Below are 24,012 nucleotides of genomic sequence, written 5' to 3'. Positions count from 1 at the left end.
ACGGGCAGGCTCATGGCGCAGCATCTGGAAGGCGACTGGCTGGAACTGGCGACGGTTGGCGGCAGCATCATTCGGGTGCTGAAGTCCGCCCATCCGCGTGCGCGCCGGCTGCGCCTCACCATCACGACCAAGGGCGCACGGGTGACCTACCCGAACGGCACCCATCCGGCCCAGGTCAACGCATTCCTGCGCAGCCACGCCGATTGGCTGGAGCAGAAGCTCGACGAGCTGAACCTGATCGTGAAGCCGCTGCCGCCGCTGCGCGTGGGTTATCCGTGCAACTTCCCGCTGCGCGGCGAATTGGCGGAGCTGGATTGGGCCGAAGGCGCTTATCCGAAGATCGAGCCGCACGCGACCGGGCTGACCCTGGTGATCCCGCGTCCGCATACGCGTGCGTTGCCGATCGCCCGCGGCCTGCTCGCCTCGCATCTGGAAGCGCTGATCCGGCGCGATGTCTCGCGCTGGCTGGCCAGCTACGTGCCGCAGCTGGGGCTGGCGCCCACGTCGTTGCGGATCCGTCCGATGAAAAGCCTGTGGGGCAGCCTGGATACCCGTGACCGCATCAATCTCGACCTGGCGCTGGCGCTGGCGCCGCCGGTGGCGCTGCGCTACGTGCTGGTGCACGAGCTGTGTCACCTCAAGGTACGCAACCATTCGCCGCGGTTCTGGGCGCAGGTCGAAAACCTGTTTCCGGACTGGCGCGAGCAGCGCGACTGGCTGCGCCAGCACGGCGCGATCCTCAAATCGGAACTCGACCGGCTGATCGACGACGTCGCCGATTGATCCTTGCGGCGGCGGACCGGTGGATCATCGGCAGCGGAATGAATCCGGTGAGACGTGCTCAGAACTTGCGGGCCTGCCGCACGTAGCGCGTGCCCAGCAGCACGTCCCACAGCGGCGTGGTGAGGCCGAAATTGCAGTCCGGATGGTAGTGGTGGATATGGTGGGCGCCAGCCCAGCGGCGCAGCCACGGATGCCTGAAGCGAACGTGATGGATGGTGAAGTGGCTCAGCCCGTAAGTGATGTAGCCGAAGGTGATCGCGCCGGCCATCAGCAGGGCGAAACCGGTGGGCATGATCAGCACGAACAAGCCGGCCAGGATTAGCAGCACCACCGCCGGCAGGAAGAACGGCAGCGAGTCGTAGCCCAGCGGCTGCTCATGGTGCGTGCGGTGACCTTGTTCGAACAGCGGCACCCGCGTGTGGAACATCCAGCGGTGAAAGAAATACTCGATGAAGCTGAAGGCAAACAGGCCCAGGCCGATGGCCAGCAGCGCGGTCAGCGGGTTGCCCGCATGCATGCGCCAGCCTTCGACAACCAGCAGCGCGCCCAGCGTGGTATCCACGCCGAGTTCGGCCCAGTAGTTGGTGCGGGTGCTGGACATGCGCACGATCGCATCCACGCCTGAGCGCAAGAAGCTTTGCTTCATCGGTCGCTGCATCGTTCCGTTTTCATGCAATGAGGCAGGCCTTACTGCGGGAGTCATGACCCATTCTCCCATGTTGTCATACGCAATTCACGATGATGTGCGTGGGTTGGCTGACTCGCAGATGACCGGATCGACCCGGCTGGGCCGACCGCGATGCCGGCCGCGATCGCGATTCAGTGCGACAGCGCGAATCCGCTGAGGATCTGGGCCGTCTGCTCGGGCTTTTCCAGCATCGGCATGTGATTGCAGCCGTTGATGGTGCTGGTGCTGATTGCGTTGGCCGCGGTGAGTCCGTTGCGCAGGCTGTCCAGTGCGGAGATGTCGACGATCTTGTCTTCATGGCACCACACACCCAGTACAGGCATGCTCAGCTGGCCTAGCCGGTTCTGCATGGCAAGATATTGCGACGGCTGGCGCAGCTCGTCGAGGCTGCGCTCGATGAAGGCGTGGTCACGCTGGTTGCGCTTGACCAGTACATCGACGAAGCGGCCGGGTACGGTCGGCGGCTTTTCGAAGGCCCAGGCGGTGGCGCGTTCAAAGCCGGCGCGGTCGTCGTACACGAACGGATCCTTGCCGGCCTGCACCTCGCGATCGAACGCGTTCGGTGTCGATTTCAGTCCGAACGCATCCACCAGCGCCAGTTCGGCGACCTGCCCGGGATGCGAGCTCGCATAAACGCCGGCAATGGCGCCGCCCATCGAATGGCCGACCAGCATGAAGCGCCGCAGGCGCAAGACCTGCACGAATGCGTCGAGGCGTGCGACCTGGGCGTCGATGTTGTAGCTGGCGTCCGCGACGCGCGAGGATTCGCCCCAGCCGGGCAGGTCGGGGATGATCAGGTGGAAGTGCGGCGTGAGCAGCTTGGCCACTTCCAGCCAGACGCTCTTGTCCGCCGCAAAGCCGTGCAGCAACACGATAGTCGGGCCGTCGCCGCCCTCGTAGTAGCTCCAGTGCGTATCGCCGGCCTGCACCGAATGCTTGTCCAGATGCGCCGCCATCGCCTCGCGCGTGAAGTTCGCCTGCATCAGCCACTGCGGTGCGAACAGGTAGCTGCCGCCCAGCACGACGACCAGCAAGCCGACCAGCCACCCCAGAAATTTCAGGCGGCGGTACAGCATGCGTTTCCAGAGCGGAGTAGTGGTGGCGTCTATTGATGGCGGCATGATGGCTTCTTGGTGGATCGTGGTGGATATCGCTTCCTTCCCCTGCAGGACAGGGGGAGGGGCGAGTTCGTTACTTCGCTTTTTTCGCCTTCGCGATGAGATCTCCCACCACCTGCTGGGTCAGCGGGTGGTAGCCGGCCCTGGCCCTGGCGTAGACCTGTTCGGCATAGGCCAGGCCATCCGGCGTCCGGGCAAAAGCCTTGTACAGCGGCATGGTCAGGTACAACCGGCCGATCCGGGTCATGTGTTCGGCAGCGGCCGTCCACACGGCCTTGTCGCCGCCGGCGATCGCGTGGCTGTACCAGCGCATGCCGATCTCCGCGTTCGGCGTGCCGGTGAGATGCCAGGCGGCGTCGAGCTGCTGCAGCTTGTCCAGCGGTGCGACGTCGGGCAGACGGTCGAGGAAATACATCCACTCCTGCGTGTTCCAGCCCTTCGCGGCTAGCCGGTCGGCGGCCAGCGTGCCGGCGAGGAATGCGGTACGTTCCCGGTCGATGGTGTCGAAGCGCGCTGAGTCGGGCAGCGGCGCATTCTTCGGGATGCCGGTGTCGTAAACCCAGGCTTTCACTTCATCCCAGCTCATCTTGCCGGGATATTTTTCGATGAGGTTCGGTTTCATGTAGTCGAGCATCTGCTCGGTGGTGATGCTGTGCCAGGCGAAGTGATTGAAATAGCCCTTGAGATAGTCGTCGAACGCGCTGCGGCCGAAGCGCCGCTCCAGCGTGCGCAGGAACCACGAGCCTTTGTCGTAGGCCACGTCGGACAAGGAATCATCGGCGCCTACGCCGCGCGGATCGGGTGCCAGCTTCTGCGCGTTGGCCGGCATCGCACCGATGCTCTTCTGCAGCGCGCGGGCCGACAGCAGCGCTTCCTCGTCGGCCAGCGGCTTGCCGTACACCGCCTCGGTGATGCGGCCCTGCACGTAGGTGGTGAAGCCTTCGTTGAGCCAGATGTCGCGCCAGGCGGCGCTGGTCACCAGATTGCCCGACCACGAATGCGCCAGCTCATGCGAGACTAGCGAGACCAGGCTCTTGTCGCCGACCAGCACCGTCGGCGTGGCGAACGTCATGTTCGGATTTTCCATGCCGCCGTACGGAAACGACGGCGGCAGCACCAGGATGTCGTAGCGGCCCCATGCGTAAGGGCCGTACAGCTGCTCGGTGGTGGCGATCAGCTTTTCGGTGTCCTCGAATTCGTGCGCGGCCTTGTCGACGACCGACGGCTCCGCATACACGGCCGAACGCGGCCCGGTTTCCTTCACCGCGATGTCGCCCGCGCCGATCGCCAGCAGGTAGGACGGGATCGGATGCGGCTGATCGAAGCTGAAGTCGCCGTTCAGCGGGTGCTTCGCGTCGTTGATCGCGCTCATCACCACGCGCACGTCCTTCGGTGCACTGACGTGGGCGTCATAGGTGAAGCGGATCGCCGGCGAATCCTGCAGCGGCACCCAGGACCGCGCGTGGATCGACTCGGACTGCGAGAACATGAACGGCCGTTTCTTGTACGCCGTCTGCGCGGGGGTAAGCCATTGCAGGCCGGATGCTTCGGGCGAAGTGGTGTAGACGATACGCACCTGCGCCGGATGCTGCGGCGCCGCGATCGTCAGCTTGCTGCCGAGCTGCTTGTCGCGCGGCGCCAGCGCATATTTCAGCGCGGTGGTCTTGCCGTCGCCGCCGACTGCCTCGATCTTCGCGATCTTCAGGTCGCGCGTGTCCAGCACCAGCGACTGCGCCTCGGGATTCTTCCAGTCCAGCTTCAGGGTGGCCTGGCCATCGAGCCGGCGCTGCGGAAAATCGATCTTCAGATCGAGATCCAGATGGGTCACGCGCACCTGATCGGGCTGGGCGTAGGAATTCGGGTCGCTGGCGTAGGCGGCCAGCGGCAACATCAGCGTGCCGAAGGCGAGGGCGGGGAGCAGGCGCATGGAAACTCTCGGGCCGGAAAACGCCGAGTATGCCATTGCCCCTGCTCCAGCCGCCCGTGGCGAAAGCTGGGTTCACGATGTCGCTAAGGCAACTCCTCGGCCGAGTGCGGATCGATTGCATACGGATGCATGGTGGCGAGAAAGCCCGGCTGCGCCTCGACTCGCGCGATCCACTCGCGGAAGTGGGGATACGCCTCCAGCGAAAGCCCGGCTTCGCCGGCGCGGCTGGCGTAGGCGAAGATCGCCATGTCGGCGATGCTGTAGCGGTCGTCGGCGATGAATGGCCGTGTCGACAGTTCGCTTTCCAGGATGTCCAGCGATCGCGTGGCGGCGCTGCGCTTGGCCTCGATCGTTTCCGCCGAGCGATGCGCCAGCTTGCCGGTCATCGTCCAGTGGCGCAGCGAGCCGATCACCGACTCCACCCGCTCCTGCTCGAAATGCAGCCACTGCTGCACCTTGGCGCGCTCGAACGGATCCGCTGGAAGATACGGCGTGCCTTCGGCGAGATACGCCAGGATCGCGTTCGACTCGGCCAGCACGCGGCCGTCATCGAGCCGGATCGCCGGCACCGTGCTGGTCGGATTGATGCGCCGGAATACCTCGGTCCGACCCTCGCCTTCGAAGATGCTGACCGCCATCGTGCGATACGGCCGGCCAAGATGATTCAGCAGCAGGCGCACTTTCCACGCGTTCTGCGAGGGCAGGTAGTCGAATAACGTCAGCATGACGGCATTCCTGTGGGAGCCGATGCACAGTGTTGAAGACGCTGCCGCCCCGAACCATCCGTTTCTTGCGCTGGTTCATGGTTGCCGGTAAAGGCTTGTCGGTCCGCATCGAGGCAATGGGGTTCTGATGCGGGGATGAAGCGTGTGCTCCACTGCACCGTCACGCGAGATTCGCCATGCTGGGCTGCCGTGCCGCGAACCGAACCTGATTGATGCGCATACCGCCTGCACCCATGCGTCGACTGCTGTGGCTGTTGGGTGTGCTGTATGTGCTCTACCTGATGGGCGGCAATGTATTCCTCAATAGCCCGCTCGCCCGGACCGAGGTCAATCGCAAGCCGCAGATTTTCCACGCGCAATGGGCCTGGGCGTGGACGTTGTGGCCAGGGCAGATTCATGCGCATGGACTGCAACTGCACGGGCAGGCGCGCCAATTGCTGTGGAGCGCGCGAGGCGATGCGGCGAGCGGCCACATCATGCTGTGGCCGCTGCTTCGGCACGAACTGCGTTTCGACGTGGTCCGTACGGTGGCGGTAAGCCTCGACATCCGGCCGACCGGCATCGATCTCAAGCCGCCGCCATGGCGAAGCGATGCCTGGCGTATCACGGTCGATCGCGTCAGCACAGCGTCGCTACGGCAGGTGCGCCTGGGTGATCTGGTCGCCGATGGCGATGGCGAGGCCGAGCTTGGCTTCACCCATCAGTTGCGCGGCGGTTCGACTGCCATTTCTCCTTCGCATGTCTTGATGCCGAAGGCGCGCCTGCACTATCGGCAGCTGGAGCTGTTGCGCGACGCGAGGCTCGACGTCCATTTCTTGTTCGATCCTTTCACCCATGAGGAGCTGCCGGGTTGGCAAAAACTCGAGCGGGCGAAGATACGCGTTGCCGCGGAAGGCACCACGCCGGCGATCGCGCTGGGTGCCGACAAGGCCGGCGCGCTGGCGGTCCGGCTGTCGCCGCAGGGCGGCCATCTCAACGCGGACTTCCTGCTGGATCACGGCACGCTGGCACCGGGCGGTCGTTTGCAATGGAACGCACCGGTGGCGATGACCGACGGCGACGGAACCCAGCAGCAACGTCATGGTTGGTTCGATCTCGCCGTGCAAGCCGAGGCCGTGACGATCAATGCGCGGATTCCGTCATCCCTAGGCACCGGCAACACAACCAGGCCGAACCAGGTGGACGCGCATCTGCAGTTCGCCAGCCGGCAGCTGTTGCCGCGGCCTTCGTCTGGCGAGGCGTTGCGATTGCTGTCCGGCACGCTCGAGGGCCGCTGGCATTTCGCCTCGATGCGCTGGCTGACGCCGCTGACCCAGTCCAGGCCGTGGCTGCAAATGAATGGCGCGGGCGATATCGTGGGTGCCTTGCGCATCGAGGCTGGACGACTGTTGCCGGGCAGCCATGTCGAAGTGCCGAAGGCCGTGCTGGCGGCGGACCTGCTCGACAACGTGTTCGCCGGCAGCGCGCGCGCGCAGGGGCGTGTAGTAGCCGGCAAGGGCGGTGCACGCACGACGGTGGACATGGTCGCGGATCGCTTCACGCTGGCGCCGCGCAATGCGCCCGGGCAGGCCTATCTGCGCGGGCGAGCGTTGCAGGTGACGTTGCAGTCATCCGCCGATCTGGCAAGCCTCGGCCACGACTTCATTGCCCGCCTGCATTTCGCCGATGCCGATGTTCCCGACTTGCGAGCCTACAACCGCTACCTGCCTGGCAAGAGTCTTTATTTCCTGCAGGGCAACGGCCGGATGAGCACCGAGTTCACCCTGGATGGCAACGGCGACGTGAGTGCGGGACGCATGCAGATGAGCAGTGGCGCTGTCCGACTGGCGCTGGGTGCATCGCGCCTCGCCGGCCAGCTCAAAATGGATACGCGGCTGTATCACGCCACCCGCGACGGCCATAGCTTCGATCTCGATGGCTTCGCGCTGGCCCTTGATGGCGTGCGCGTAGAAGGTTCCGCGGCACCGCCGTGGTGGGCCAGGATCACCTTGCAACATGGCCGTCTGGATTGGGATCGCCCCATGCGCGTACGCGGCAGCGCCACGCTGGTGATGAAGGACGTCAGTCTGCTGCTGTCGCTGTTCGCCGATCGCAGCGTGTTTCCCACATGGATCACCGGCATGATCAACGATGGCCAGGCCACCGCGCATGCCCAGATCGAGGCGCAGCGTGGCGACTTCATCCTCGATCATCTGGTGGCGCGCAACGAGCGCATCGACCTGTTGGCGCATCTGCATGTAAGCGAGGGCAAACCGAGCGGCGATCTCTATGCGCGCTGGGGCGTGCTCGGCCTGGGCGTGGCACTCGCCGACGGCAAGCGCCGCTTCCATCTGCTGCACGCCCGGCGCTGGTATCAGTCGCAGCCGGATCTGATTCCGGCAGAAGCCACTTTGACGCCTTGAGCGAGGCGACGAGCCTGTCTATGCGTAGCGATCGGCTAGCCGATCCGTTGCCTGCACCAGCTGGTCGACGATCGCCGGGTCGGCCGCGCTGTGGCCGGCCAGCACGATGTGCAGGTCCGCTTCCGGCCACGCCTGGCCGAGATCCCAGGCGCTCTTTACCGGGCAGATGATGTCGTAGCGGCCATGCACGATCGTCGCCGGGATGTGCCGGATGCGGTCGATGTCGCGCAGCAGCTGGTCCGGTTCGAGAAAGATCGCGTGACGGAAATAATGGGCCTCCATGGTGGCCAGGCTCACGGCCTTGTGCGGATCGGCGAAATCGCCGGTGCCGTCGGGATCGTGCAGCAAGGTGGTGCTGCCGCCCTCCCATGCGCTCCATGCTTTCGCGGCGGCGAGGCGCATGGCTTCGTCGTTGCCGGTGAAGCGGCGCCAGTAGGCGTCCAGCATCGAGTCGCGCTCCTGCTCGGGGATGAAATCGCGGAAGCGCGCCCAGCGCTCGGGAAAGATCTGCGAGGCGCCGCCGTCGACTTCGTTGAACCAGCGCAGCTCCTGCGGCCGGCCCAGAAAGATGCCGCGCAGTACTAGCCCGAGCACGCGTTCAGGGTGCGTCTGCGCATAGGCCAGCGCCAGGGTCGAACCCCATGAGCCGCCGAACACCACCCAGCGTTCGATGCCGAGCTGCTGGCGGATCGCTTCGATGTCGGCGACCAGATGCCAGGTGGTGTTGTCGTCGAGTTCGGCGAATGGCGTGGATTTGCCGGCGCCGCGCTGATCGAACAGCACGATGCGGTAGCGCGCCGGGTCGAAGAAGCGGCGATGGTAGGTCGCCAACCCGGCGCCCGGCCCGCCGTGCAGAAAGATTGCCGGCAGGCCATTCGGGTTGCCGCATTCCTCCACGTGCAACGTGTGGACGGGACCGACCGCGAGGCGATGGGTCTGGTACGGCTCGATCTCGGGATACATCTCGCGCATGACGGCGATCTCTGCGGTGCGAAAGGGCCACTTCGCCTGCGACCGGAGGAAGTCCCTTCGGGGCAGGCAGCGGAGGGCATTGTAATCAACCGAACTGCAGCGCCGCGGTGAGGTCGCCGGGCGGGAGGCCGCCGGCGGCGATCATGGCGGCATCGCGCAGTTTCAATCCGGGCAGTTGCTTCAGGCCGAAGCGGCGGGTGATGAAGCGCAGGATCGAGCCGGTGTCGTAGATGGTGTGGTCGACGAAACCCTTCTTCGCGAACGGAGAAACGATCAGCGCGGGAATGCGCGACCCCGGCCCCCAGCGATCGCCCTTGGGCGGTGCCACGTGGTCCCACCAGCCGCCGTTCTCGTCCACCGTGATCACCACCAGCATGTGCGGCCACTGCGGGCTTTTCTGCAGCGCATCGACCACCTGCGCCAGATGCTGGTCGCCCGCGGCCACGCTGGAATAGCCGGCGTGCATGTTGAGGTCGCCCTGCGGCTTGTAGAACGACACCGGCGGTAGCGTGCCGGCTTGGACCGCGGCAATGAAGCGGTTGCTGTCGGCGCTGCTGCCGACCCCGGCGTCGCGCAGGTGCTGCTGTCGTGCCGTGGTGCCGGGCGCGAACTGGCGGAAATAATTGAACGGCTGATGATGGATCTGGAAATTCGGCACTTCCGGAAACGCGTGGTGGTCGCCGCCGCCATGGCCGTCCAGCGCCAGCTGCCAGCCACCGGCGTACCAGGCCCAGTCGATGTCGGCTTCCGACAGCAGGTCGCCGATGGTGAGATGGGCCTGCGCCGGCAACGTGCTCGGGCTATCCGCATCGGCCAGCTGCGGCTGCTGCTTGTCACGACTGAATGCCGGCGCGTATGCCGGGCCGATGGTGTTGACCGCCCAGAAATCCGGCGTGAGCGTGTCGGGTGCGGCGAACTTCGAGCGGCCCTGCATCGCGCTGGGCGGCGAGCCGTCGGCCAGCTTCGGACGGATGCCGGTGGGATCGTCGCCTTCGACCATCGCGATCTGGAATTTCGCCGGCCCCTGGTCCGCCTGCGGATAGAACGGCGCCTGCGCCGCGGCCAGGTATTGATGGTTGAGGAACGAGCCGCCGAAGGCGCCCATGAAAAAGTTGTCGCACAAGGTGTACTGCTGCGCCAGCTGCCACAACTGCAGGTTGGCCGCGTTGTCCGCGTAGTGGCCCATCACCAATGCGCCGGAGTTGCCCCAGGCGACAAAGCCGTCGTTCTTGCCGCCGTTGATCTGCAGCTGGTTTTCGTAGAAGCGGTGCACCAGGTCGCGTGTGACCACGCCGTGGGGCAGCGGTGCGCCCGTCGGCGTGTGCAGCGCAAAAGGCCGGTTGGGCAGGTCGGCGATGGCGTCTTCACCGATCTGATAGTGTTGGCCATCGACGATCTGCGCATGCGGCGCCAGGCCGCCCCAGATCGGCGGCAAGGCGGTGAGCACGCTGCCGTCGCGGTCGCGCTGGCGGTATTCGGGCGCGTCGAGGTCCTTCAGCGGCTGCGCCAGTCCGGGGAAGTGCGCGAACAGGTTGTTGAAGCTGCGGTTCTCGGCATACAGCACCACCACCTGCTGGATATGCCGGCGCAGCAGGGCGTCGAGCGCATCTGCGCCTGTATCGGATGCCGCTGGCTGGCCGCCATCGGTCGGCGTGCAGCTGCCCAGGGTCAGTGCCGCGCCGGCCAGCGCGATGCCGCCGAGCAGGCGCCGGCGTTCGGGATCGGGCGGCGCTTCTTCGACCGCCACTGGCGGCCGGTCAGTGGGCTTGCGGATCATCGGATCGGTCGATGGGAGAAAGCCCGCGATTCTAGGACCGTGGCGCAGCTTCGTCATAGAAGCGCGACAGGTCCGCCTTGAGCTGCTTCAGCGCATCCATGTCGAAATAGATCATGTGCCCGGATGGATAGAAGCCGAACTCGATGTTCTCGCGGATCGCCGGATCGAGGCCGAGATGGCCGAGGTCGAACTCGGTGGCATGGAACGGCGTGGCAAGGTCGTAATAGCCGTTGGCCGAGAACACCTTCAGGTGCGGGTTGCGGCGCATCGCGCCGGCCAGGTCGGAGCCGACGTACGGTGCCTGGGTGAAACCGTGGCCGCTCTTGCGTTTCCAGTCCCAGCCGCGGTTGATCACGCCGTAGTTGTTGGGCAGGTAGGCGTGGTCGCTGGTGTATTTCAGCTCCGTGGCGGCGTACTGGTTGAATGCGGCCAGGTAGGCGCCGGTAGCGGCGTCGCTGGCAGCGTCGCCGTCGGGTGTCTCGCCGGCGGCATCCGGGTCGATGCCTTCGAAGCGGCCATCCAGACGCCCGACCGTACGGCGCTGATCGCGCAGCAGCTCCTTGCGGAAGCGGCTGGGACTGATGCGCAGGTTGGCCTCCTTGATGTAGGCCGGCGACAGGCCGATGTACTGGCTGAGCTGGTTGGCGATGCGGTCGGCCTCGGCCGGATCGATCGCATCGCCCTTGGCCAGCGCCAGCGTGTAGTCGGTGTCGGCGAAATGGCGCACACCGGCGAGGAAGCTGGCGATGTCGGCGGGTTTGTTCGGAACCTTGTTGTGATACCAGGCGATCGCCGCCTCGCTCGGCAGGTTGACCACGTAGGCATGGCCGATGCCGGTGCTTGACCACACGTTGAAGTCGAGGATCGAGGACATCAGCACGACGCCGTTGAACTCCATGCCCTGATCCTGCAGCAGCTTCACCAGCACGGCCGAGCGAGTCGTGCCATAGCTCTCGCCGAACAGGAACTTCGGCGAGTTCCAGCGATGGTTGTCGCCGACGTAGCGGGTAATGAACTTGGCGAACGCATCGGCGTCCTGGTCCACGCCGTAGAAGTTCTTGCCCTCGGCGGCGCCGACCAGCTGCGAGTAGCCGGTCCCCGGTGCGTCGATGAAGACCAGATCGGTCTTGTCGAGCAGACTGTATTCGTTCGGCACGGTTTCATAAGGCGGTGGCGGGATCGGCTTGTCACCGCGGTTCGCCACCCGCACCGGGCCGAACGATCCCATGTGCAGCCACATGCTGGAGGAGCCGGGGCCGCCGTTGTACATGAAGGTCACCGGCCGCTTGCCGGGCTTGCCGCCGTCCGCCGTGTACGCGACATAGAACACGCTGACGGTCGGCTTGTCCTTGTCGTCCTTGATCAGCAAGGTGCCGGCAGTGGCCTTGTAGCTGATCGTGCGGCCGCCGATGCGGACACTGTGCTTGCTGACCACGCTGTGTTCGGGCGGGATCGGCAGCTCGTCCTTCTTGCCGTCCTTGTCGGCCTGCGTCGTCTTGGCAGCATCCTTCGGAGTCGTGTCGTCGGCATGGACGGGGCCGCCGAGGGTCAGCAGCAGGGCGAGGGCGAACGGGGCGAGCGGAGAGAAGCGCATGGTGGGGATTCCGTGTCAGCGCTGCGGAGCGGCGCGGTCGTAGAAGGGCGCGAGGTCGGTCTTGAGCTGCTTCAGCGCGTCGGTATTGAGATAAATCATGTGCCCCGACGGGTAGTACAGGAACTGCAGGTTGCCGCGCAGCGACGGGTCGAGGTGCATGTGCGCCAGGTCGTATTCGGTGATGAAGAACGGCGTGGCGAAGTCGTAATAGCCGTTGACCGACAGCACCTTGAGGTTGGGATTGGTGCGCATCGCGTGGGCGAGATCGCCGGCCACGTAGGCCAGCGGCAGAGGACGCTTCACGTCGGCAGCCTTGTGCTTCCAGTCCCAGTCCTTGTTGATCTCGCCATAGGTGGGCCGGTAGTCCAGGTCGCTGTGATAGTGCAGCTGCTGGTCCAGATAGTCGTGGAATGCGCTGACGAACGCGCCGCTGATGCCGGTGTCGGAGGCGTCATAGTCCGGGGTCTCGCCGGCCGCGTCGGGGTCGGTGCCGGTAAAACGGCTGTCGAAGCGGCCCAGGGTGAGGCGCTGATCGCGCAGCAACTCCTTGCGGAAACGGCCGAGGTCGATGCGCAGGTTGGCGTCCTTGACGTACTGCACCGGCAGGCCGGTGTAGGCGGCGAGCTGCTGCGCCACGGCGTCGACCTGGGCGGCCGGGAGATTCTGGCCTTGTGCCAGCGCAGCGGCGTACGAGCCCTGCGCCCAGGCGCGGACCTGGTCGAGGAAGCTCTTCAGGTCGGCCGGCTTGTTCGGAATCTTGTCGTGGTACCAGGCAGCGGCGGCATAGCTCGGCAAGTAGCCGATGTAGATCTCGTCGTAACCGGGGATGCGGATGCCGTAGTTGAGGATCGACGACATCAGGATCACGCCGTTGAATGCCATGCCCTTGTCCTGCAGCGCATCGACCAGCGCGGCGGAGCGGGTGGTGCCATAGCTTTCGCCGTACAGGAACTTCGGCGAGTTCCAGCGCCGGTTGAGGCTCACATAGCGCTGGATCGCGCGGGCGAACGCCGAGATGTCCTGGTCCACGCCCCAGAAGTCTTTGCCGGTGGCCTTGCCCAGCGGGCGCGAGTAACCGGCACCGACCGCGTCGATGAAGACCAGGTCGGTCTTGTCGAGCAAGCTGTCGCCGTTCGGCACCAGATGGTACGGCGGCGGGGCGGTGGCTTCCGGGCTGGCGGTCTCGATCCGCACCGGGGCGAACGAGCCCATGTGCAGCCACATGCTGGAGGAGCCCGGGCCGCCGTTGTACAGGAATGTCACCGGCCGCTTTTCCGGCTTGCCGGTGTCGACCGTGTAGGCCACGTAGAACACGCTGGCCTGCGGCTCGTTCTTGTCGTCGCGGATGATCAGCGTGCCGGCGGTGGCGGTGTACTTGATCGTGTGGCCGCCGATGCTGACGCTGTGCTGCGTGCGCGTGGCGCTTTCTTTGTCGGGCGCCTTGACGTCGTGGGCTTCGTGGTGTCTGCCGGTGCCGGCCTTGATCGCCGTGGGGGCTTCATCGGCATGGCCGGGAGCCGACGGCGCAAGCGCGAACGCGCCGGCCAGCAGCAAGGTGGTCAGGTGGCGCATGGAAACCCCTTCTCGACACGAATCAGTCTGGGAGTATGCGTGTCCGCCCGCGTCCGCGACCGTGACAAAAGTACTGGGTGAGGTTGGACGTCCAAATACGCGGGCGCATGTCGTGTGCTGCCACCGAGCCGGATGTCAGTCGCGCGACATGGCGCGCGCGGCGTTCCACATCGCGCGCGTCACGGGACGGTTCTCATGTGGCGTCTGCAGCACGATCAGCGTGGTGGTGCTGGTGCTGGCGCCGGTTTTCAACAGGCGGTCCAGCACCGATTCGAGATGGCTGATCGACATCGCCACCACGTGCAGCAGGGCCGAGTCCTCGCCCGCTAGGCGCCGGCATTCGAGCACCTCGGGGATGTCCGCCACCAGGGTGCCGATGCGCGCGCAGGTAATGCCGTCGCAGCGCAGCCGTATCATCGCGCTGATCTCGTAACCCAGCCGCTTCGGGTTGACCGTGGCGCGATAGCCGGTGATCACGCCGGCCTCCTCCAGCCGCTTCACCCGCTCGGCCACCGAGGGTGCGGACAGCCGTACCATGCGGCCCAGCTCGGCATAGCCCAGGCGGGCATCCAGCTGCAGCGCTTCCAGCAGCTGCCAGTCCTTGCCGTCCAGTTCCGGCTTCGTTTCCATGACTTCGATTCCAAGGCGGGATCAGGGTTTGTTCATTTCGATCGTCGGCGAAACATCGTCCATACGATGCGATGCATTATTCCTCGGCGCGACCGGTAAGACTAGGATGCGCACTTCCCCGCCCTGGAATCCGTCCCCATGGATACCTCCGAGCGCCTCGACGGGCGCGCACTTTCGTATATCGGCATCGCCCTGGTGACCTGGTCGTCGGCATATGCCGCGATCGCCTACGCACTGGCCTCGTTCACGCCCGGCGAGGTGGCGTTCGCGCGGCTGGCGATCGGGTCGCTGTGCTTCGCCGTGCTGTTGCTGGTGAAACCTGTACCGCTACCGGCGCGCCGCGACTGGCCCCAGCTGGTGCTGCTCGGCGTGATCGGGCTCACCGTGTACCACCTGTGCCTCAACTACGCGGAAACACGCATTGCCAGCGGTACTGCGGCGATCCTGATCTCGCTGGTTCCAGCGGCCACCGCTGCGGTGTCGGCGATCTGGGTGCACGAACGACTGCCGGCCCGCACGTTGATCGGCCTCGGCGTGGCGCTGGTCGGCGTGGTGATGGTGGTGCTGGCCAGCGGCAAGCAGGTGAAGTTCGAACCGATGGCGGCGCTGGTGCTGGTCAGCGTGCTCGCCTGTTCGATCTATTTTGTGGGGCAGAGGCCGCTGTTCGTGCGCAGCAGCACGGCCGGCGTCACGGCATTCACGTTTTTCGCCGGCACATTGGGCACATTGCCGTTCACATCAGGTCTGCCGCAGGCGCTGGCCGCAGCACCATGGTCGCATCTCGCCGCGCTGTTGTGGCTGGGCATCGCGCCTAGCTTCGTCGGCTATCTCGCGTGGAACGCCGCGCTGCGTCGCGCCTCCGCCTCGCAGGTATCCAGTTTCATCTACTTTTCGCCGCCGATTGCGGTGCTGATCGGCTGGCTGTGGCTGGGCGAGCGCCCCGGCATGCTGACCCTGGTCGGCGGCGCGATCACCGTGGGCGGCGTGGTGCTGGCGAATGCGCGGCGACGCGCCGTCCCGAGCGTGCCGGTAGTGTCCGATACTTGCGAACAGAACTAGGCCACACGGAGCCGCAACATGTACGAGTTATACATCGCCAACAAGAACTACTCGTCGTGGTCGCTGCGGCCGTGGCTGTTGCTGAGCGAACTCGGTATTCCGTTCGACGAGCGGCTGGTGTCGTTCGCGCCGGGCACGGGATCGAGCTGGAGCGGGTTCCGCGCGTTCTCGCCGAACGGCAAGGTGCCGTGCCTGCACGACGGCGACACGGTGGTGTGGGATTCGCTGGCGATCGCCGAGTACCTGGCCGAGCGCCATCCGGACGTCTGGCCGTCCGATTCGCAGGCGCGCACGTGGGCGCGTTGCGCCGTCGCCGAGATGCATTCGGGCTTTGGCGCGTTGCGCACGCATTGCGGGATGAACTGTGGCTTGCGCATCCGGTTGCCGGATAGCTTGCCGCAGGCGTTGCGGGCCGACATCGCGCGCATCGACGAATTGTGGAGCGAAGGCCTGGCCCGATTCGGCGGCCGATTCATGGCCGGCAACGCGTTCGGTGCGGTCGATGCGTTCTTCGCACCGGTAGCCTTCCGCATCCAGACCTATGGCCTCACGTTCGGTGCTGCGGCCGGCGCCTACGCACAACGTCTGCGCGAGTTGCCGGGCATGCGCCGCTGGTATGCGGACGCGCTGCTGGAAACCTGGCGCGACCCGGATCATGAAGAAGAGGCGATGCAGTCTGGCATCCTGCTGGAGGATCTGCGCACAACGGTGAGCTGATCCGCCTGTGCTTCAGTGGTCAGGACTGCGCCGGCAGCGCCGCCGTCTTGCTTGAACGCCGTACCTGCCAACGCGCCAGCGCGACCAGCAGCAGCGCGATCGCGACGAATGCCAGCAACACCGCGCAGGCATTGACCAGCACGTGCAGATAGCCCAGCGTGCCGACGTTGAGGAACGGATACGGGTACCAATGGTTCACCGCGCCGCGGATCAGCGCGTAGGCGAAATAGGCGGCCGGATACGTCTGCCAGACGATGACCTGCGGCCAGCGCAGCGTCGCCTTCGGCACCGCCAGCCACCAGTACAGCAGGAACAGCGTCGGCATCACCACATGCAAGATGTTGTCGGCAACGATCTGCCAGCCATGCGGCTGCCACAGCTGGCGCAGCAACAGGTTGTAGATCGCCGCGACGATGGCGATGCTCATCGCGATCGCGGTATGTACGTCGGGCCGCGCGAAGAAACGGCTGACCGCTCCGTGCGGTCCGCGTGCGGCGGCGGTCAGCGCCAGCGCCGTCAGCATGTTCGTCAAAATGGTGAAGTAGCCGATATAGATCCACGCTCCGGCCAGGGCACCTTGCCCGTTCGCGACCGTCAGCTGGATCGACAGCGACAGCTGCAACGCCAGCGCGAGCCAGCCAAGCACGGCGGCAGCGGCAGCGAACGGGCGATAGCGGTTCGGCATGGACGTCGATTCGGTCGATTTGTCGGATGAGGCCTGCACGCGAACGGGTTGTCTCAGAGCTTGTACGCCCGATGGATCGCCACGATGCCGTTGCTGAGGTTGCGTACCTCGACGCGGCCGAAGCCGGCGCGTTCCATCATGCCCTTGAGCGTTGCCTGATCGGGATGCTTGCGGATCGACTCGGCCAGATATTGGTAGCTGTCGGCGTCACCGGCGAACAGCTGGCCGAGTTTCGGCAGCACCTTGAACGAGTGGAAATCGTACAGCTTGCCGAACAGCTCGCTTCGCACCTTGGAGAATTCCAGCACCAGCAGGCGGCCACCGGGCTTGAGCACGCGGCAGATGTCGGCCAGCGCCTTGTCCTTGTCGGTGACGTTGCGCAGGCCGAACGCCATCGTCACCGCGTCGAACGAATTGTCGGGGAACGGCAGCACTTCGGCGTTGAGCTGGGCCCAGCGCAGGCCCGAAACCAGACCGCGATCGATCATGCGGTCGCGACCGACGCCGAGCATGGCCGCGTTGATGTCGCCGACCACCACCTCGCCCTCGTCGCCCACCACCGGCTTCAGCAGCGCGGCGATGTCGCCGGTGCCGCCGGCCAGGTCCAGCACGCGGTCGCCGCGGCGCACGCCGCTGACCGCCACGAAGTGACGCTTCCACAGCCGATGCACGCCGAAGGACATCAGATCGTTCATCAGGTCGTAGCTGCGCGCGACGGAGGTGAATACCTGGCCGACCAGCTTCTGCTTGTCGGCGACCGGCACGTCGCGGAAACCGAAATGGGTGGTCTTGGGCTGCTCGTTCATGGGTGCCAATGCTACAGGATCGGCCGCCCGCCGCGGTTTGCAATGCTCTTGCAGGAGCGGCCTCGGCCGCGATGCTCCTGGCCGCGTGTGCAGAAGAGCGCTGCCGAGGCCGCTCCTGCGGGCGCTCCAGTGAGCGCGACCGCCTCAGGGCACGGTCGGCTTGCCGGCTTCCTTGTAGACCACGCCGTCCTTCATCACGAAACTGACGTGCTGCATGGCGGTGATGTCGTCCAGCGGATTGCCGGGCACCGCGATCACGTCGGCGCCGCGGCCCACCGCGATGCGGCCCAGCTGATCCTGCTTGTGCAGCAGCTCGGCGGCATGCGTGGTGGCGGTCTGCAGTACGAACATCGGCGGCATGCCGGCCTGCACCATGTATTCTAATTCCTTCGCGTTCTCGCCGTGCGGATAGACGCCGGCGTCGGTGCCGAAGGCGATCTTCACCCCGGCCTTGTAGGCCTTGCCGGCGGTGGCCTGGATCAGCGGCCCCACCTGCTCGGCCTTGGCGGCGACCTGTGGCGGATACCAGCCTTCCTTCGCCTTCTCCTCGACGAACTTGCCGGCGATGATGGTCGGTACGTACCAGGTGCCGTGCTCCTTCATCAGCTTCATGTCTTCGTCATCCATGAAGGTACCGTGCTCGATCGAGTCGACGCCGCCCAGCACCGCGCGGCGGATCGCTTCGGCGCCGTGCGCGTGTGCCGCCACGGTGAAGCCGTAATCGTGTGCGGCGGCGACGACAGCCTTGATCTCATCGAGGGTCATCTGCGAATTGCCGACACTGCTGCTTTCATCGAGCACGCCGCCGGACGGCATGATCTTGATCAGGTCGGCGCCGTCCTTGTAGTGCTGGCGTACGGCCTTCCATGCATCTTCGGGCGAATTGATGATGCCGTCCTTGGGGGTGGGGTCGCCCTGCAGGTCCCAGCGATAACCGTCGGTCGGGTCGGCATGGCCGCCGGTGGTGCCGACGAACTGGCCGGCACTGAAGATGCGTGGTCCAGGCACCAGGCCCGCATTGATCGCATTGCGCAGCGCGATGGATTCATTGTGCTGGTCGCCGACGTTGCGCACCGTGGTGAAGCCGGCCAGCAAGGTGCGCCGTGCGTACACCGTGCCCTGGATCGCGTAGTCGGCGGGATTGAGGCGGAACTGGTCGCTGTAGGTAGTCTTGCTGAATTGCATGGTCAGGTGGGTGTGCGAATCGATCAGGCCCGGCATGCACGTGTCATCGGCGAGTTCGATCTGCTGGAAGCCGGCGCCGGACTTGTTCGCTGCATCCTGGTAGGGCCTGCCGTCGACGGTGCCGCTGCGCAGTTCCTTGATGCGCCCGTCCTCCACGATCACCGTGGTCGCACCCAGCAGCTTGCCGGCCACCGGGTCGACCAGGCGCGCGCAATGCAGCACGCTGACCTCGTGGCCGGCGGGCGCGTCGGCAGCCAGCGCGGCGGCTGGCAGCGACAGGGCGATGGCAGCAAGGACGAACGCGCGGCAGGTGGTCATTCAGGGTCTTCCGACTGGGCAAGCAGCCATCTTATGCCCGCATGCCGGCCATCGTCACCGTGACATTCGGCACGGCGATCCGCCTTCCTGGGGAGTCGGGCGCGCGGCCATCACCGCGGCCGCCGTGCTCATTCGCGCGGCGAAGTATTCTCGTCGTCGGCTGTCGGCGCCAGGACAGAGTGTGCATGTGCCTGATGCTCGGCATCGACATGGCGCTGGTGCAGGTCCTCGGCGGAGGCATCCGAGGGGACCTTGTCGCCGCGGCGGCGGGTGGGCGTGGTCCGCGGCTGCGCGGCGGCGGTGCCGGACATGTCGTCGCTCAGGGCTTCGTCCGCGACGGGCTCCTTCTCGCTGCCGCCGGGGGTGATCTTGAGGATCGAATGACGTACCTCGCGCGACAGGATCACTCTGGCGTCGCGCACGATGGCATCCAGCGCGCTGTCGTAATCGAGCTTGCCGGCGTCGTCGGTCCACACGATGCGGCGCTCGCGCAGTTTCTGGATGAAGCCGCGGAACAGAGCCTTGTCGAAGAACTCCGGTGCGGACAGCTCGTTGAGCAGGCTCAGCCGCTGTGCGGTAAGCGTGCAGGCGTTCTCGAGCTCGGCGCCGGTCATCGTGTGCGGACCGTTCTTGGCCAGTGCGGCGATGGTGATGTAATAGCGCTCGAACGCCTGGATCAGGCTGCGCGCGATCACCTTGAGCTGGAACGCGCTGTCCTCCTGGCCGGCGCTGCGCTCCAGGGTGCGGCCGTCGTTGGCGGATTCGAGCAGGCCGCGGCGCACGAAGAAGTCGATAGTCGCCTGCAACTGCGCGCAGAAGCCCTCGCCATCCCACGGCAGGAACAGTTCGCCCTGGATGAACGGGTAGATGATGCGGCCCAGCCGCAGCACCGAGCTGCGCGACATGCGCCGGTTGTTGAGGAAGCAGCAGGCGACCCACGCGGCGGGCGCGGTCAGGTGCAGCACGTTGTTGCGGAAGTAACTGAGCAGCACTGCCTGCTCGCCGCCGACGGTCAGCACGTCGCCCAGAGGATGTTGCACGCGCTGGATCCAGCCCATCTGCTCGCCGTAGGCGATGATGGCGGCCGGATTCATCGGGGTCAGCGTGACGCGATCGGAATACGGCAGTTCTTCCAGCAGCGTCTTGCTCAGTTCAAGCTGGGTCAGCAGGTCGCTCTCGGCCATCGCGTGCTTCGGCGTGGCCAGCAGGGCCAGCGCCAGCAGGTTGATCGGATTGACGTCGGCGGCGCGGTTGATGTTGACCTGGATCCGTTCGGCCAGCTGGTCGACCACGCTGTTGAGCCACTCCGGTTTGGCATCCGGGTCGGCGCTGGCCGCGCGCCAGTCGGCGCTGGCGGCATCCAGCAGCGGGGTCAGCTCGATCGGCTCGCCGAAGTTCAGTGCCACATGACCGTAGCGCTGACGCAACACCTTCAGTCCGCGCAGCAGGCCGAGCAGGGATTCCTTTTCCTTCGGCTTGCCGCTGAGCTCGCCGATGTAGCTCTTGCCCTCCATCAGCTTCTCGTAGCCGATGTACACCGGCTGGAACAGCACCGGCCGGCGCGGCGCGCGCAGGAACGCGCGCACGGTCATCGACAGCAGGCCGCCGCGTGGCGCCAGCAGGCGGCCGGTGCGCGAGCGGGTGCCCTCGGTGAAATATTCGATCGGCACGCCGCGGTCGATCAGCTGGGCCATGTATTCCTTGAACACCACTGAATACAGCGGATTGCCGGTGAAGCTGCGGCGCATGAAGAACGCGCCGCCGCGGCGCAGGATCGGCCCGATCGCCGGCAGGTTGAGGTTCACGCCGGCGGCGATATGCGGTACCACCACGCCGGAGACGTGCAGCTGATAGCTCATCAGCAGGTAGTCGGCGTGGCTGCGATGGCTGGGCACGTAGACCACTTCGTAGCCGGGCGCGACGGCGCGGACCTTGTCGAAGTGGTGCATGGCGATGCCGTCGTACAGCTTGTTCCAGAAGTTCGCCAGCAGGAACGAAACCGAGCGCACCACCGGATGCGAGTAGTCGGCGGCGATCTCCAGCACCAGCTTGTGCGCCTTGCGCCAGGCCTTGGCGTGGCTGATCTTTTCCTTGGCTGCGCTGGCGGCGATCGCGACGCGCACCGGCTCGGCATTCAGCACGGCATCGACCACGGTACGCCGATGCGAGAGGTCCGGCCCGATCACGGCGGCGCGGATGCGGTGGAAATGGGTGCGCAGTACCCGCGCGATCTTGCGTGCGAAGCGTTCCGGTGTGAGCTCTGCCGATTCATCCAGCACGCTGCGCAGCGACACCGGCGCGGAGAAGTGCACCACCGTGTCGCGGCCGTTCAGCAGCAGCGCCAGCAGCCGGCGGAAGCGGCCGACCATCACCCAGTTTTCGGAGAACAGCACGCGGAACCAACCGCTGTCGCGGCTGGGCGCGCGGCCCACATAGATCGACACCGGCACGATCTGGAAATCGCGCTCGGGCGTGCCTTCCAGCGAGCGCACCAGTTGCCGCAGCGGTTCGTTCGGAGCGCGCTGGCGATTGCGTCCGAAGATCCAGCCGTCGCGTCGCGCCAGGGCAAACACCGAGCGCCGCCGGCGCGTGCCCGCCATCGGCTGCATGGGGTTGGGCAGGCCGGCCTCGCGGCAGGCGCGCTGCAGGATCAGTGCATCGGAGAAGCCGTCGCGCTCGATCACGTAGCAGACCGGCACGCCGGCCTGCAGCAAGGCGGCCGGTTCGGCCGGGTCGCGGCGGATACGCACCCACGGCTGCAGCAGCTGGCCGGCCAGGTTGAACCACCAGGGGGCGCGCTGACGAACGGTGGAATCCGCGGTGTAGATATTCTGCATCCGTCTATTCTAATGGCTGCCGCTGTTCAGTCTTGTTTCGCGACGGCATCGGCACTGGCCGACACGCTGGCGCCGCCGGCGGGCTGGCCCGACTGCTGGTGCGCCTTGCGCGCGCTGTCCAGCATGTCCTCGCTGTACCAGCGACCGTCCTGTTGCACCAGCTTCGACTCGGTCGACAGCGGCTTGCCGAGCAAGGTGTAGTCGATCTTCACCACGGCGTGGCCACCGCTGCTGGAGACGGGGGTGAGCTTGACCGAATTCAGCGTGTCGTCCACCGAAAGGCCGTAGATCGCCAGCAGCTGCTTGAGGCCGGCGTAGCCCGTCGCGTACCTCCCCATGGTGTCGTCGAAACTCATCGAGCGCAGTTGCTCCGGATTTTTCAGGTCCAGCTTGCGCGCCGTCGCCACCGCCACAGCGACCGCCTGTTTCGCCTTGGCCCGGTCGAACCATGGCGTCTGCTGCGCCCACGGCGCCAGCACGTCGAGCACTCCATTGGCCTGGGCCTTCTGGGCCTCGCTCAGGGTCTTGCTCTGCGCCACGCCGTTTTTCACCAGTGCCTCGCCGACACTGACCAGTACCGGCAACTGGTCCTTGTACTGCTGCTCCATCGTGGTCAGCTTCGGCTGCAGTTCGGCATACAGCTTGTTCTCTGCGCCCGGTTCGGTGAGCTTCTGCAGTGTCTCGTCGAACTTGGCGCGGTCTTCGGCCGTGATCGGTGGCTGATCGTGCTGGTGACGGCCCCAGTCGGCACGCATGTTGGCGTAGTCGGCCGGCGGCAGCGCGTGTTTCCACAGTCCGGTGAAATCGCCGGCCTTGAGCAGGTCGACCGAGCCCCGCAAGGCCGCCTCAGGCGTACTGCCGCCCGGTTGCGAGGCCTGGTCCTTGCCGTGGCAGGCACTCAGCACCAACGCGGCGAACAAGGGCAGCAAGGCGTGACGGACGAAGGGCAGGCGCATGGCAGGTTCTCGCGTGGGGTGACGGCGGAGCGAAAGCGCACCGGGCAGCATCGTGATCGCGCAGCGTAAGTGCCGCGGCGGTGTCGAAACAAGGGCGAGACGCAAGATTTCGCGACGCCACAAAAGAAAACCCCGCGGGCCGGAGCCTCACGGGGAAATCCGGCAGGAGCCGGAAGGGAAATGGCCTTGCCTGCAAAATGATTGGGTCAGCAGGTGTCGGCAACGAAATATTACTTGTTCGTTAAAGTTGAGGCAACACTTTTGTTATATCTCATAAGTCATTGAATTTCACAATCTAATTACATTATTAATAGCGCAGTGCATCGAGTTTCCGCTGGCGCCGTTGTTCCGGCGGAGCGCTCCAGTCGTTATTGAACAGCGCCGGTTCCCACGAGCCGTAGGTGGCGTTCGGGAATACAAACCAGCGCGTGCCGACCCATGGCAGGTAATCGGCGACCGCCCGGCGACGGCCATCGGCCGTGTTGGCGATCACGTCGACGAAATCGCCGATCTGATCGCCGAACTGCATCAACACGCGGTAGTGCCGGGCGATCAGTTGCCGGCGGCAGCCCTTCTCGCTGCCATCTTGCTCGCAGCCGTCCACCACCGTGCCCAGACCGAGAAAGGCCTGTGGACCGCTCACCGGGAAACCGGCCTGGCGCAGGTTGGCCAGCGTGGCTTGGTCCAGGTCTTTGGCGCGGTTGGAGATGTAGATCACGGCAATGCCGTGCCTGGCGGCGAACTGGGTGAACTCGACCGCGCCCGGCAAGGCGCGGGCCCGGGTTTCCTTGCACCAGGCCGCCCACTCCGCCTCGTTGTATTCGGCGCCGCCCTTCACCATGCGCGCCGCGAACGGCGAATTGTCCAGTACGGTTTCGTCGACATCCAGGACCACTGCCGGCGCGAGGCCCTTGAGTGGTGCGACTCGGTCCGTCTTGCCCAGCGCATCCCAGTGCGGATCGTGCAGTGCGGTCAGCAGGCGCGACTGCGCATCGCGATAGGTCTGCAGATAGATCATGTCGTGCTCGATCGCGGTCTGGCTCCAGGCCACGGCGTTGAGGTTGTCGTTGGCGGCTACTGCCGCTGTACGCAGGGCGGGCGCGACCGCACTGGGCTGGGGCGCCGTAGCGGCGCAACCGGCCAGCAGGGCCAGCGCGAGCAGGATCGTGGGCCGGCGAAGTGACATGCGGAATCCTTGGGCAAGATCAACCGTGACGATGGCGGAAGTTTACGACAGCCATGGGACAGGGTTGGCAGCCGG

At 65.7% G+C, this 24,012-nt stretch carries 19 protein-coding genes; 4 read left to right on the top strand and 15 right to left on the bottom strand.

The genetic code is table 11. The features are described 5' to 3' along the window. Positions 1–12 precede the first annotated feature (12 nt). On the top strand, positions 13–783 hold the full coding sequence (locus ACFPPB_RS14240) for a M48 family metallopeptidase (protein WP_377328206.1): 771 nt from the start codon (positions 13–15) through the stop codon (positions 781–783). Positions 784–841: 58 nt separating this feature from the next. Here ACFPPB_RS14240 and ACFPPB_RS14235 read toward each other — a convergent pair whose 3' ends face one another. The 4 genes from ACFPPB_RS14235 to ACFPPB_RS14220 form a co-directional block, all read right to left on the bottom strand. Further along, entirely contained in the window at positions 842–1,429 is a 588-nt protein-coding gene (locus tag ACFPPB_RS14235) for a sterol desaturase family protein (RefSeq protein ID WP_377328204.1), read from the bottom strand. Between the two features lie 173 nt (positions 1,430–1,602). Further along, positions 1,603–2,547, bottom strand: a complete 945-nt coding sequence (locus ACFPPB_RS14230; protein ID WP_377328274.1) for an alpha/beta fold hydrolase — start codon at positions 2,545–2,547, stop codon at positions 1,603–1,605. Between the two features lie 115 nt (positions 2,548–2,662). After that, positions 2,663–4,516, bottom strand: coding sequence for a M1 family metallopeptidase (locus ACFPPB_RS14225; protein ID WP_377328202.1), 1,854 nt, complete (start codon positions 4,514–4,516; stop codon positions 2,663–2,665). An 83-nt stretch (positions 4,517–4,599) separates the two neighbouring features. Beyond that, entirely contained in the window at positions 4,600–5,241 is a 642-nt protein-coding gene (locus ACFPPB_RS14220; RefSeq protein WP_377328200.1) for a glutathione S-transferase family protein, read from the bottom strand. Positions 5,242–5,474: 233 nt separating this feature from the next. Between ACFPPB_RS14220 and ACFPPB_RS14215 the strand changes: the two genes are divergently transcribed. Next, positions 5,475–7,643: a hypothetical protein gene (locus ACFPPB_RS14215; RefSeq protein WP_377328198.1), complete on the top strand. Its 2,169-nt coding sequence runs from the start codon at positions 5,475–5,477 to the stop codon at positions 7,641–7,643. An 18-nt stretch (positions 7,644–7,661) separates the two neighbouring features. On the opposite strand, the gene pip is transcribed toward ACFPPB_RS14215, so the two are convergent. From pip to ACFPPB_RS14190, 5 genes are all read right to left on the bottom strand, one after another. Then, positions 7,662–8,615, bottom strand: coding sequence for a prolyl aminopeptidase (pip, locus tag ACFPPB_RS14210; RefSeq protein WP_377328196.1), 954 nt, complete (start codon positions 8,613–8,615; stop codon positions 7,662–7,664). 85 nt (positions 8,616–8,700) lie between these two features. Continuing rightward, complete coding sequence (acpA, locus tag ACFPPB_RS14205; protein ID WP_377328194.1) at positions 8,701–10,392, bottom strand: acid phosphatase; 1,692 nt, start codon at positions 10,390–10,392, stop codon at positions 8,701–8,703. 31 nt (positions 10,393–10,423) lie between these two features. Continuing rightward, a complete protein-coding gene (locus tag ACFPPB_RS14200) occupies positions 10,424–11,986 on the bottom strand; it encodes a S10 family peptidase (protein ID WP_377328192.1) in 1,563 nt (520 codons plus the stop codon). Between the two features lie 15 nt (positions 11,987–12,001). After that, positions 12,002–13,558: a S10 family peptidase gene (locus ACFPPB_RS14195; protein WP_377328190.1), complete on the bottom strand. Its 1,557-nt coding sequence runs from the start codon at positions 13,556–13,558 to the stop codon at positions 12,002–12,004. A 135-nt stretch (positions 13,559–13,693) separates the two neighbouring features. After that, positions 13,694–14,188, bottom strand: a complete 495-nt coding sequence (locus ACFPPB_RS14190) for an Lrp/AsnC family transcriptional regulator (RefSeq protein ID WP_377328188.1) — start codon at positions 14,186–14,188, stop codon at positions 13,694–13,696. A 138-nt stretch (positions 14,189–14,326) separates the two neighbouring features. On the opposite strand from ACFPPB_RS14190, the gene ACFPPB_RS14185 reads away from it, so the two are divergent. Together ACFPPB_RS14185 and ACFPPB_RS14180 are read left to right on the top strand one after the other, a co-directional pair. Continuing rightward, the gene (locus ACFPPB_RS14185; RefSeq protein WP_377328186.1) at positions 14,327–15,247 is read left to right on the top strand and encodes a DMT family transporter; all 921 of its coding nucleotides are present in this window, start codon (positions 14,327–14,329) and stop codon (positions 15,245–15,247) included. A gap of 18 nt (positions 15,248–15,265) precedes the next feature. Then, positions 15,266–15,964: a glutathione S-transferase family protein gene (locus tag ACFPPB_RS14180; RefSeq protein WP_377328184.1), complete on the top strand. Its 699-nt coding sequence runs from the start codon at positions 15,266–15,268 to the stop codon at positions 15,962–15,964. A gap of 19 nt (positions 15,965–15,983) precedes the next feature. On the opposite strand, the gene ACFPPB_RS14175 is transcribed toward ACFPPB_RS14180, so the two are convergent. From ACFPPB_RS14175 to ACFPPB_RS14150, 6 genes are all read right to left on the bottom strand, one after another. Next, positions 15,984–16,649 (bottom strand): Pr6Pr family membrane protein, encoded by a 666-nt coding sequence (locus ACFPPB_RS14175; RefSeq protein WP_377328182.1) that lies wholly within the window; start codon positions 16,647–16,649, stop codon positions 15,984–15,986. Between the two features lie 53 nt (positions 16,650–16,702). After that, on the bottom strand, positions 16,703–17,455 hold the full coding sequence (ubiE, locus tag ACFPPB_RS14170; RefSeq protein ID WP_377328180.1) for a bifunctional demethylmenaquinone methyltransferase/2-methoxy-6-polyprenyl-1,4-benzoquinol methylase UbiE: 753 nt from the start codon (positions 17,453–17,455) through the stop codon (positions 16,703–16,705). A gap of 144 nt (positions 17,456–17,599) precedes the next feature. After that, a complete protein-coding gene (locus ACFPPB_RS14165) occupies positions 17,600–18,958 on the bottom strand; it encodes a metal-dependent hydrolase family protein (RefSeq protein ID WP_377328178.1) in 1,359 nt (452 codons plus the stop codon). 128 nt (positions 18,959–19,086) lie between these two features. Then, a complete protein-coding gene (plsB, locus tag ACFPPB_RS14160; RefSeq protein ID WP_377328176.1) occupies positions 19,087–21,795 on the bottom strand; it encodes a glycerol-3-phosphate 1-O-acyltransferase PlsB in 2,709 nt (902 codons plus the stop codon). A gap of 26 nt (positions 21,796–21,821) precedes the next feature. Then, a complete protein-coding gene (locus ACFPPB_RS14155) occupies positions 21,822–22,751 on the bottom strand; it encodes a hypothetical protein (RefSeq protein WP_377328174.1) in 930 nt (309 codons plus the stop codon). 307 nt (positions 22,752–23,058) lie between these two features. After that, a complete protein-coding gene (locus tag ACFPPB_RS14150; protein ID WP_377328172.1) occupies positions 23,059–23,937 on the bottom strand; it encodes a 5'-nucleotidase, lipoprotein e(P4) family in 879 nt (292 codons plus the stop codon). Between the last annotated feature and the right edge of the window lie 75 nt (positions 23,938–24,012).

This window comes from Rhodanobacter terrae (assembly GCF_042657005.1).
Lineage (GTDB): Bacteria > Pseudomonadota > Gammaproteobacteria > Xanthomonadales > Rhodanobacteraceae > Rhodanobacter > Rhodanobacter terrae.
The sequence above is the reverse complement of the archived record's forward strand: the minus strand, read 5'-3'. Positions and strand labels throughout refer to the sequence as shown.

Excerpts from the sequence above, each read along its gene's own strand:
- ACFPPB_RS14240 (WP_377328206.1), top strand. The coding sequence starts at position 13 with ATGGCGCAGCATCTGGAAGGCGACTGGCTGGAACTGGCGACGGTTGGC.
- ACFPPB_RS14235 (WP_377328204.1), bottom strand. The coding sequence starts at position 1,429 with ATGAAGCAAAGCTTCTTGCGCTCAGGCGTGGATGCGATCGTGCGCATG.
- ACFPPB_RS14230 (WP_377328274.1), bottom strand. The coding sequence starts at position 2,547 with ATGCTGTACCGCCGCCTGAAATTTCTGGGGTGGCTGGTCGGCTTGCTG.
- ACFPPB_RS14225 (WP_377328202.1), bottom strand. The coding sequence starts at position 4,516 with ATGCGCCTGCTCCCCGCCCTCGCCTTCGGCACGCTGATGTTGCCGCTG.
- ACFPPB_RS14220 (WP_377328200.1), bottom strand. The coding sequence starts at position 5,241 with ATGCTGACGTTATTCGACTACCTGCCCTCGCAGAACGCGTGGAAAGTG.
- ACFPPB_RS14215 (WP_377328198.1), top strand. The coding sequence starts at position 5,475 with ATGCGTCGACTGCTGTGGCTGTTGGGTGTGCTGTATGTGCTCTACCTG.
- pip (WP_377328196.1), bottom strand. The coding sequence starts at position 8,615 with ATGCGCGAGATGTATCCCGAGATCGAGCCGTACCAGACCCATCGCCTC.
- acpA (WP_377328194.1), bottom strand. The coding sequence starts at position 10,392 with ATGATCCGCAAGCCCACTGACCGGCCGCCAGTGGCGGTCGAAGAAGCG.
- ACFPPB_RS14200 (WP_377328192.1), bottom strand. The coding sequence starts at position 11,986 with ATGCGCTTCTCTCCGCTCGCCCCGTTCGCCCTCGCCCTGCTGCTGACC.
- ACFPPB_RS14195 (WP_377328190.1), bottom strand. The coding sequence starts at position 13,558 with ATGCGCCACCTGACCACCTTGCTGCTGGCCGGCGCGTTCGCGCTTGCG.
- ACFPPB_RS14190 (WP_377328188.1), bottom strand. The coding sequence starts at position 14,188 with ATGGAAACGAAGCCGGAACTGGACGGCAAGGACTGGCAGCTGCTGGAA.
- ACFPPB_RS14185 (WP_377328186.1), top strand. The coding sequence starts at position 14,327 with ATGGATACCTCCGAGCGCCTCGACGGGCGCGCACTTTCGTATATCGGC.
- ACFPPB_RS14180 (WP_377328184.1), top strand. The coding sequence starts at position 15,266 with ATGTACGAGTTATACATCGCCAACAAGAACTACTCGTCGTGGTCGCTG.
- ACFPPB_RS14175 (WP_377328182.1), bottom strand. The coding sequence starts at position 16,649 with ATGCCGAACCGCTATCGCCCGTTCGCTGCCGCTGCCGCCGTGCTTGGC.
- ubiE (WP_377328180.1), bottom strand. The coding sequence starts at position 17,455 with ATGAACGAGCAGCCCAAGACCACCCATTTCGGTTTCCGCGACGTGCCG.
- ACFPPB_RS14165 (WP_377328178.1), bottom strand. The coding sequence starts at position 18,958 with ATGACCACCTGCCGCGCGTTCGTCCTTGCTGCCATCGCCCTGTCGCTG.
- plsB (WP_377328176.1), bottom strand. The coding sequence starts at position 21,795 with ATGCAGAATATCTACACCGCGGATTCCACCGTTCGTCAGCGCGCCCCC.
- ACFPPB_RS14155 (WP_377328174.1), bottom strand. The coding sequence starts at position 22,751 with ATGCGCCTGCCCTTCGTCCGTCACGCCTTGCTGCCCTTGTTCGCCGCG.
- ACFPPB_RS14150 (WP_377328172.1), bottom strand. The coding sequence starts at position 23,937 with ATGTCACTTCGCCGGCCCACGATCCTGCTCGCGCTGGCCCTGCTGGCC.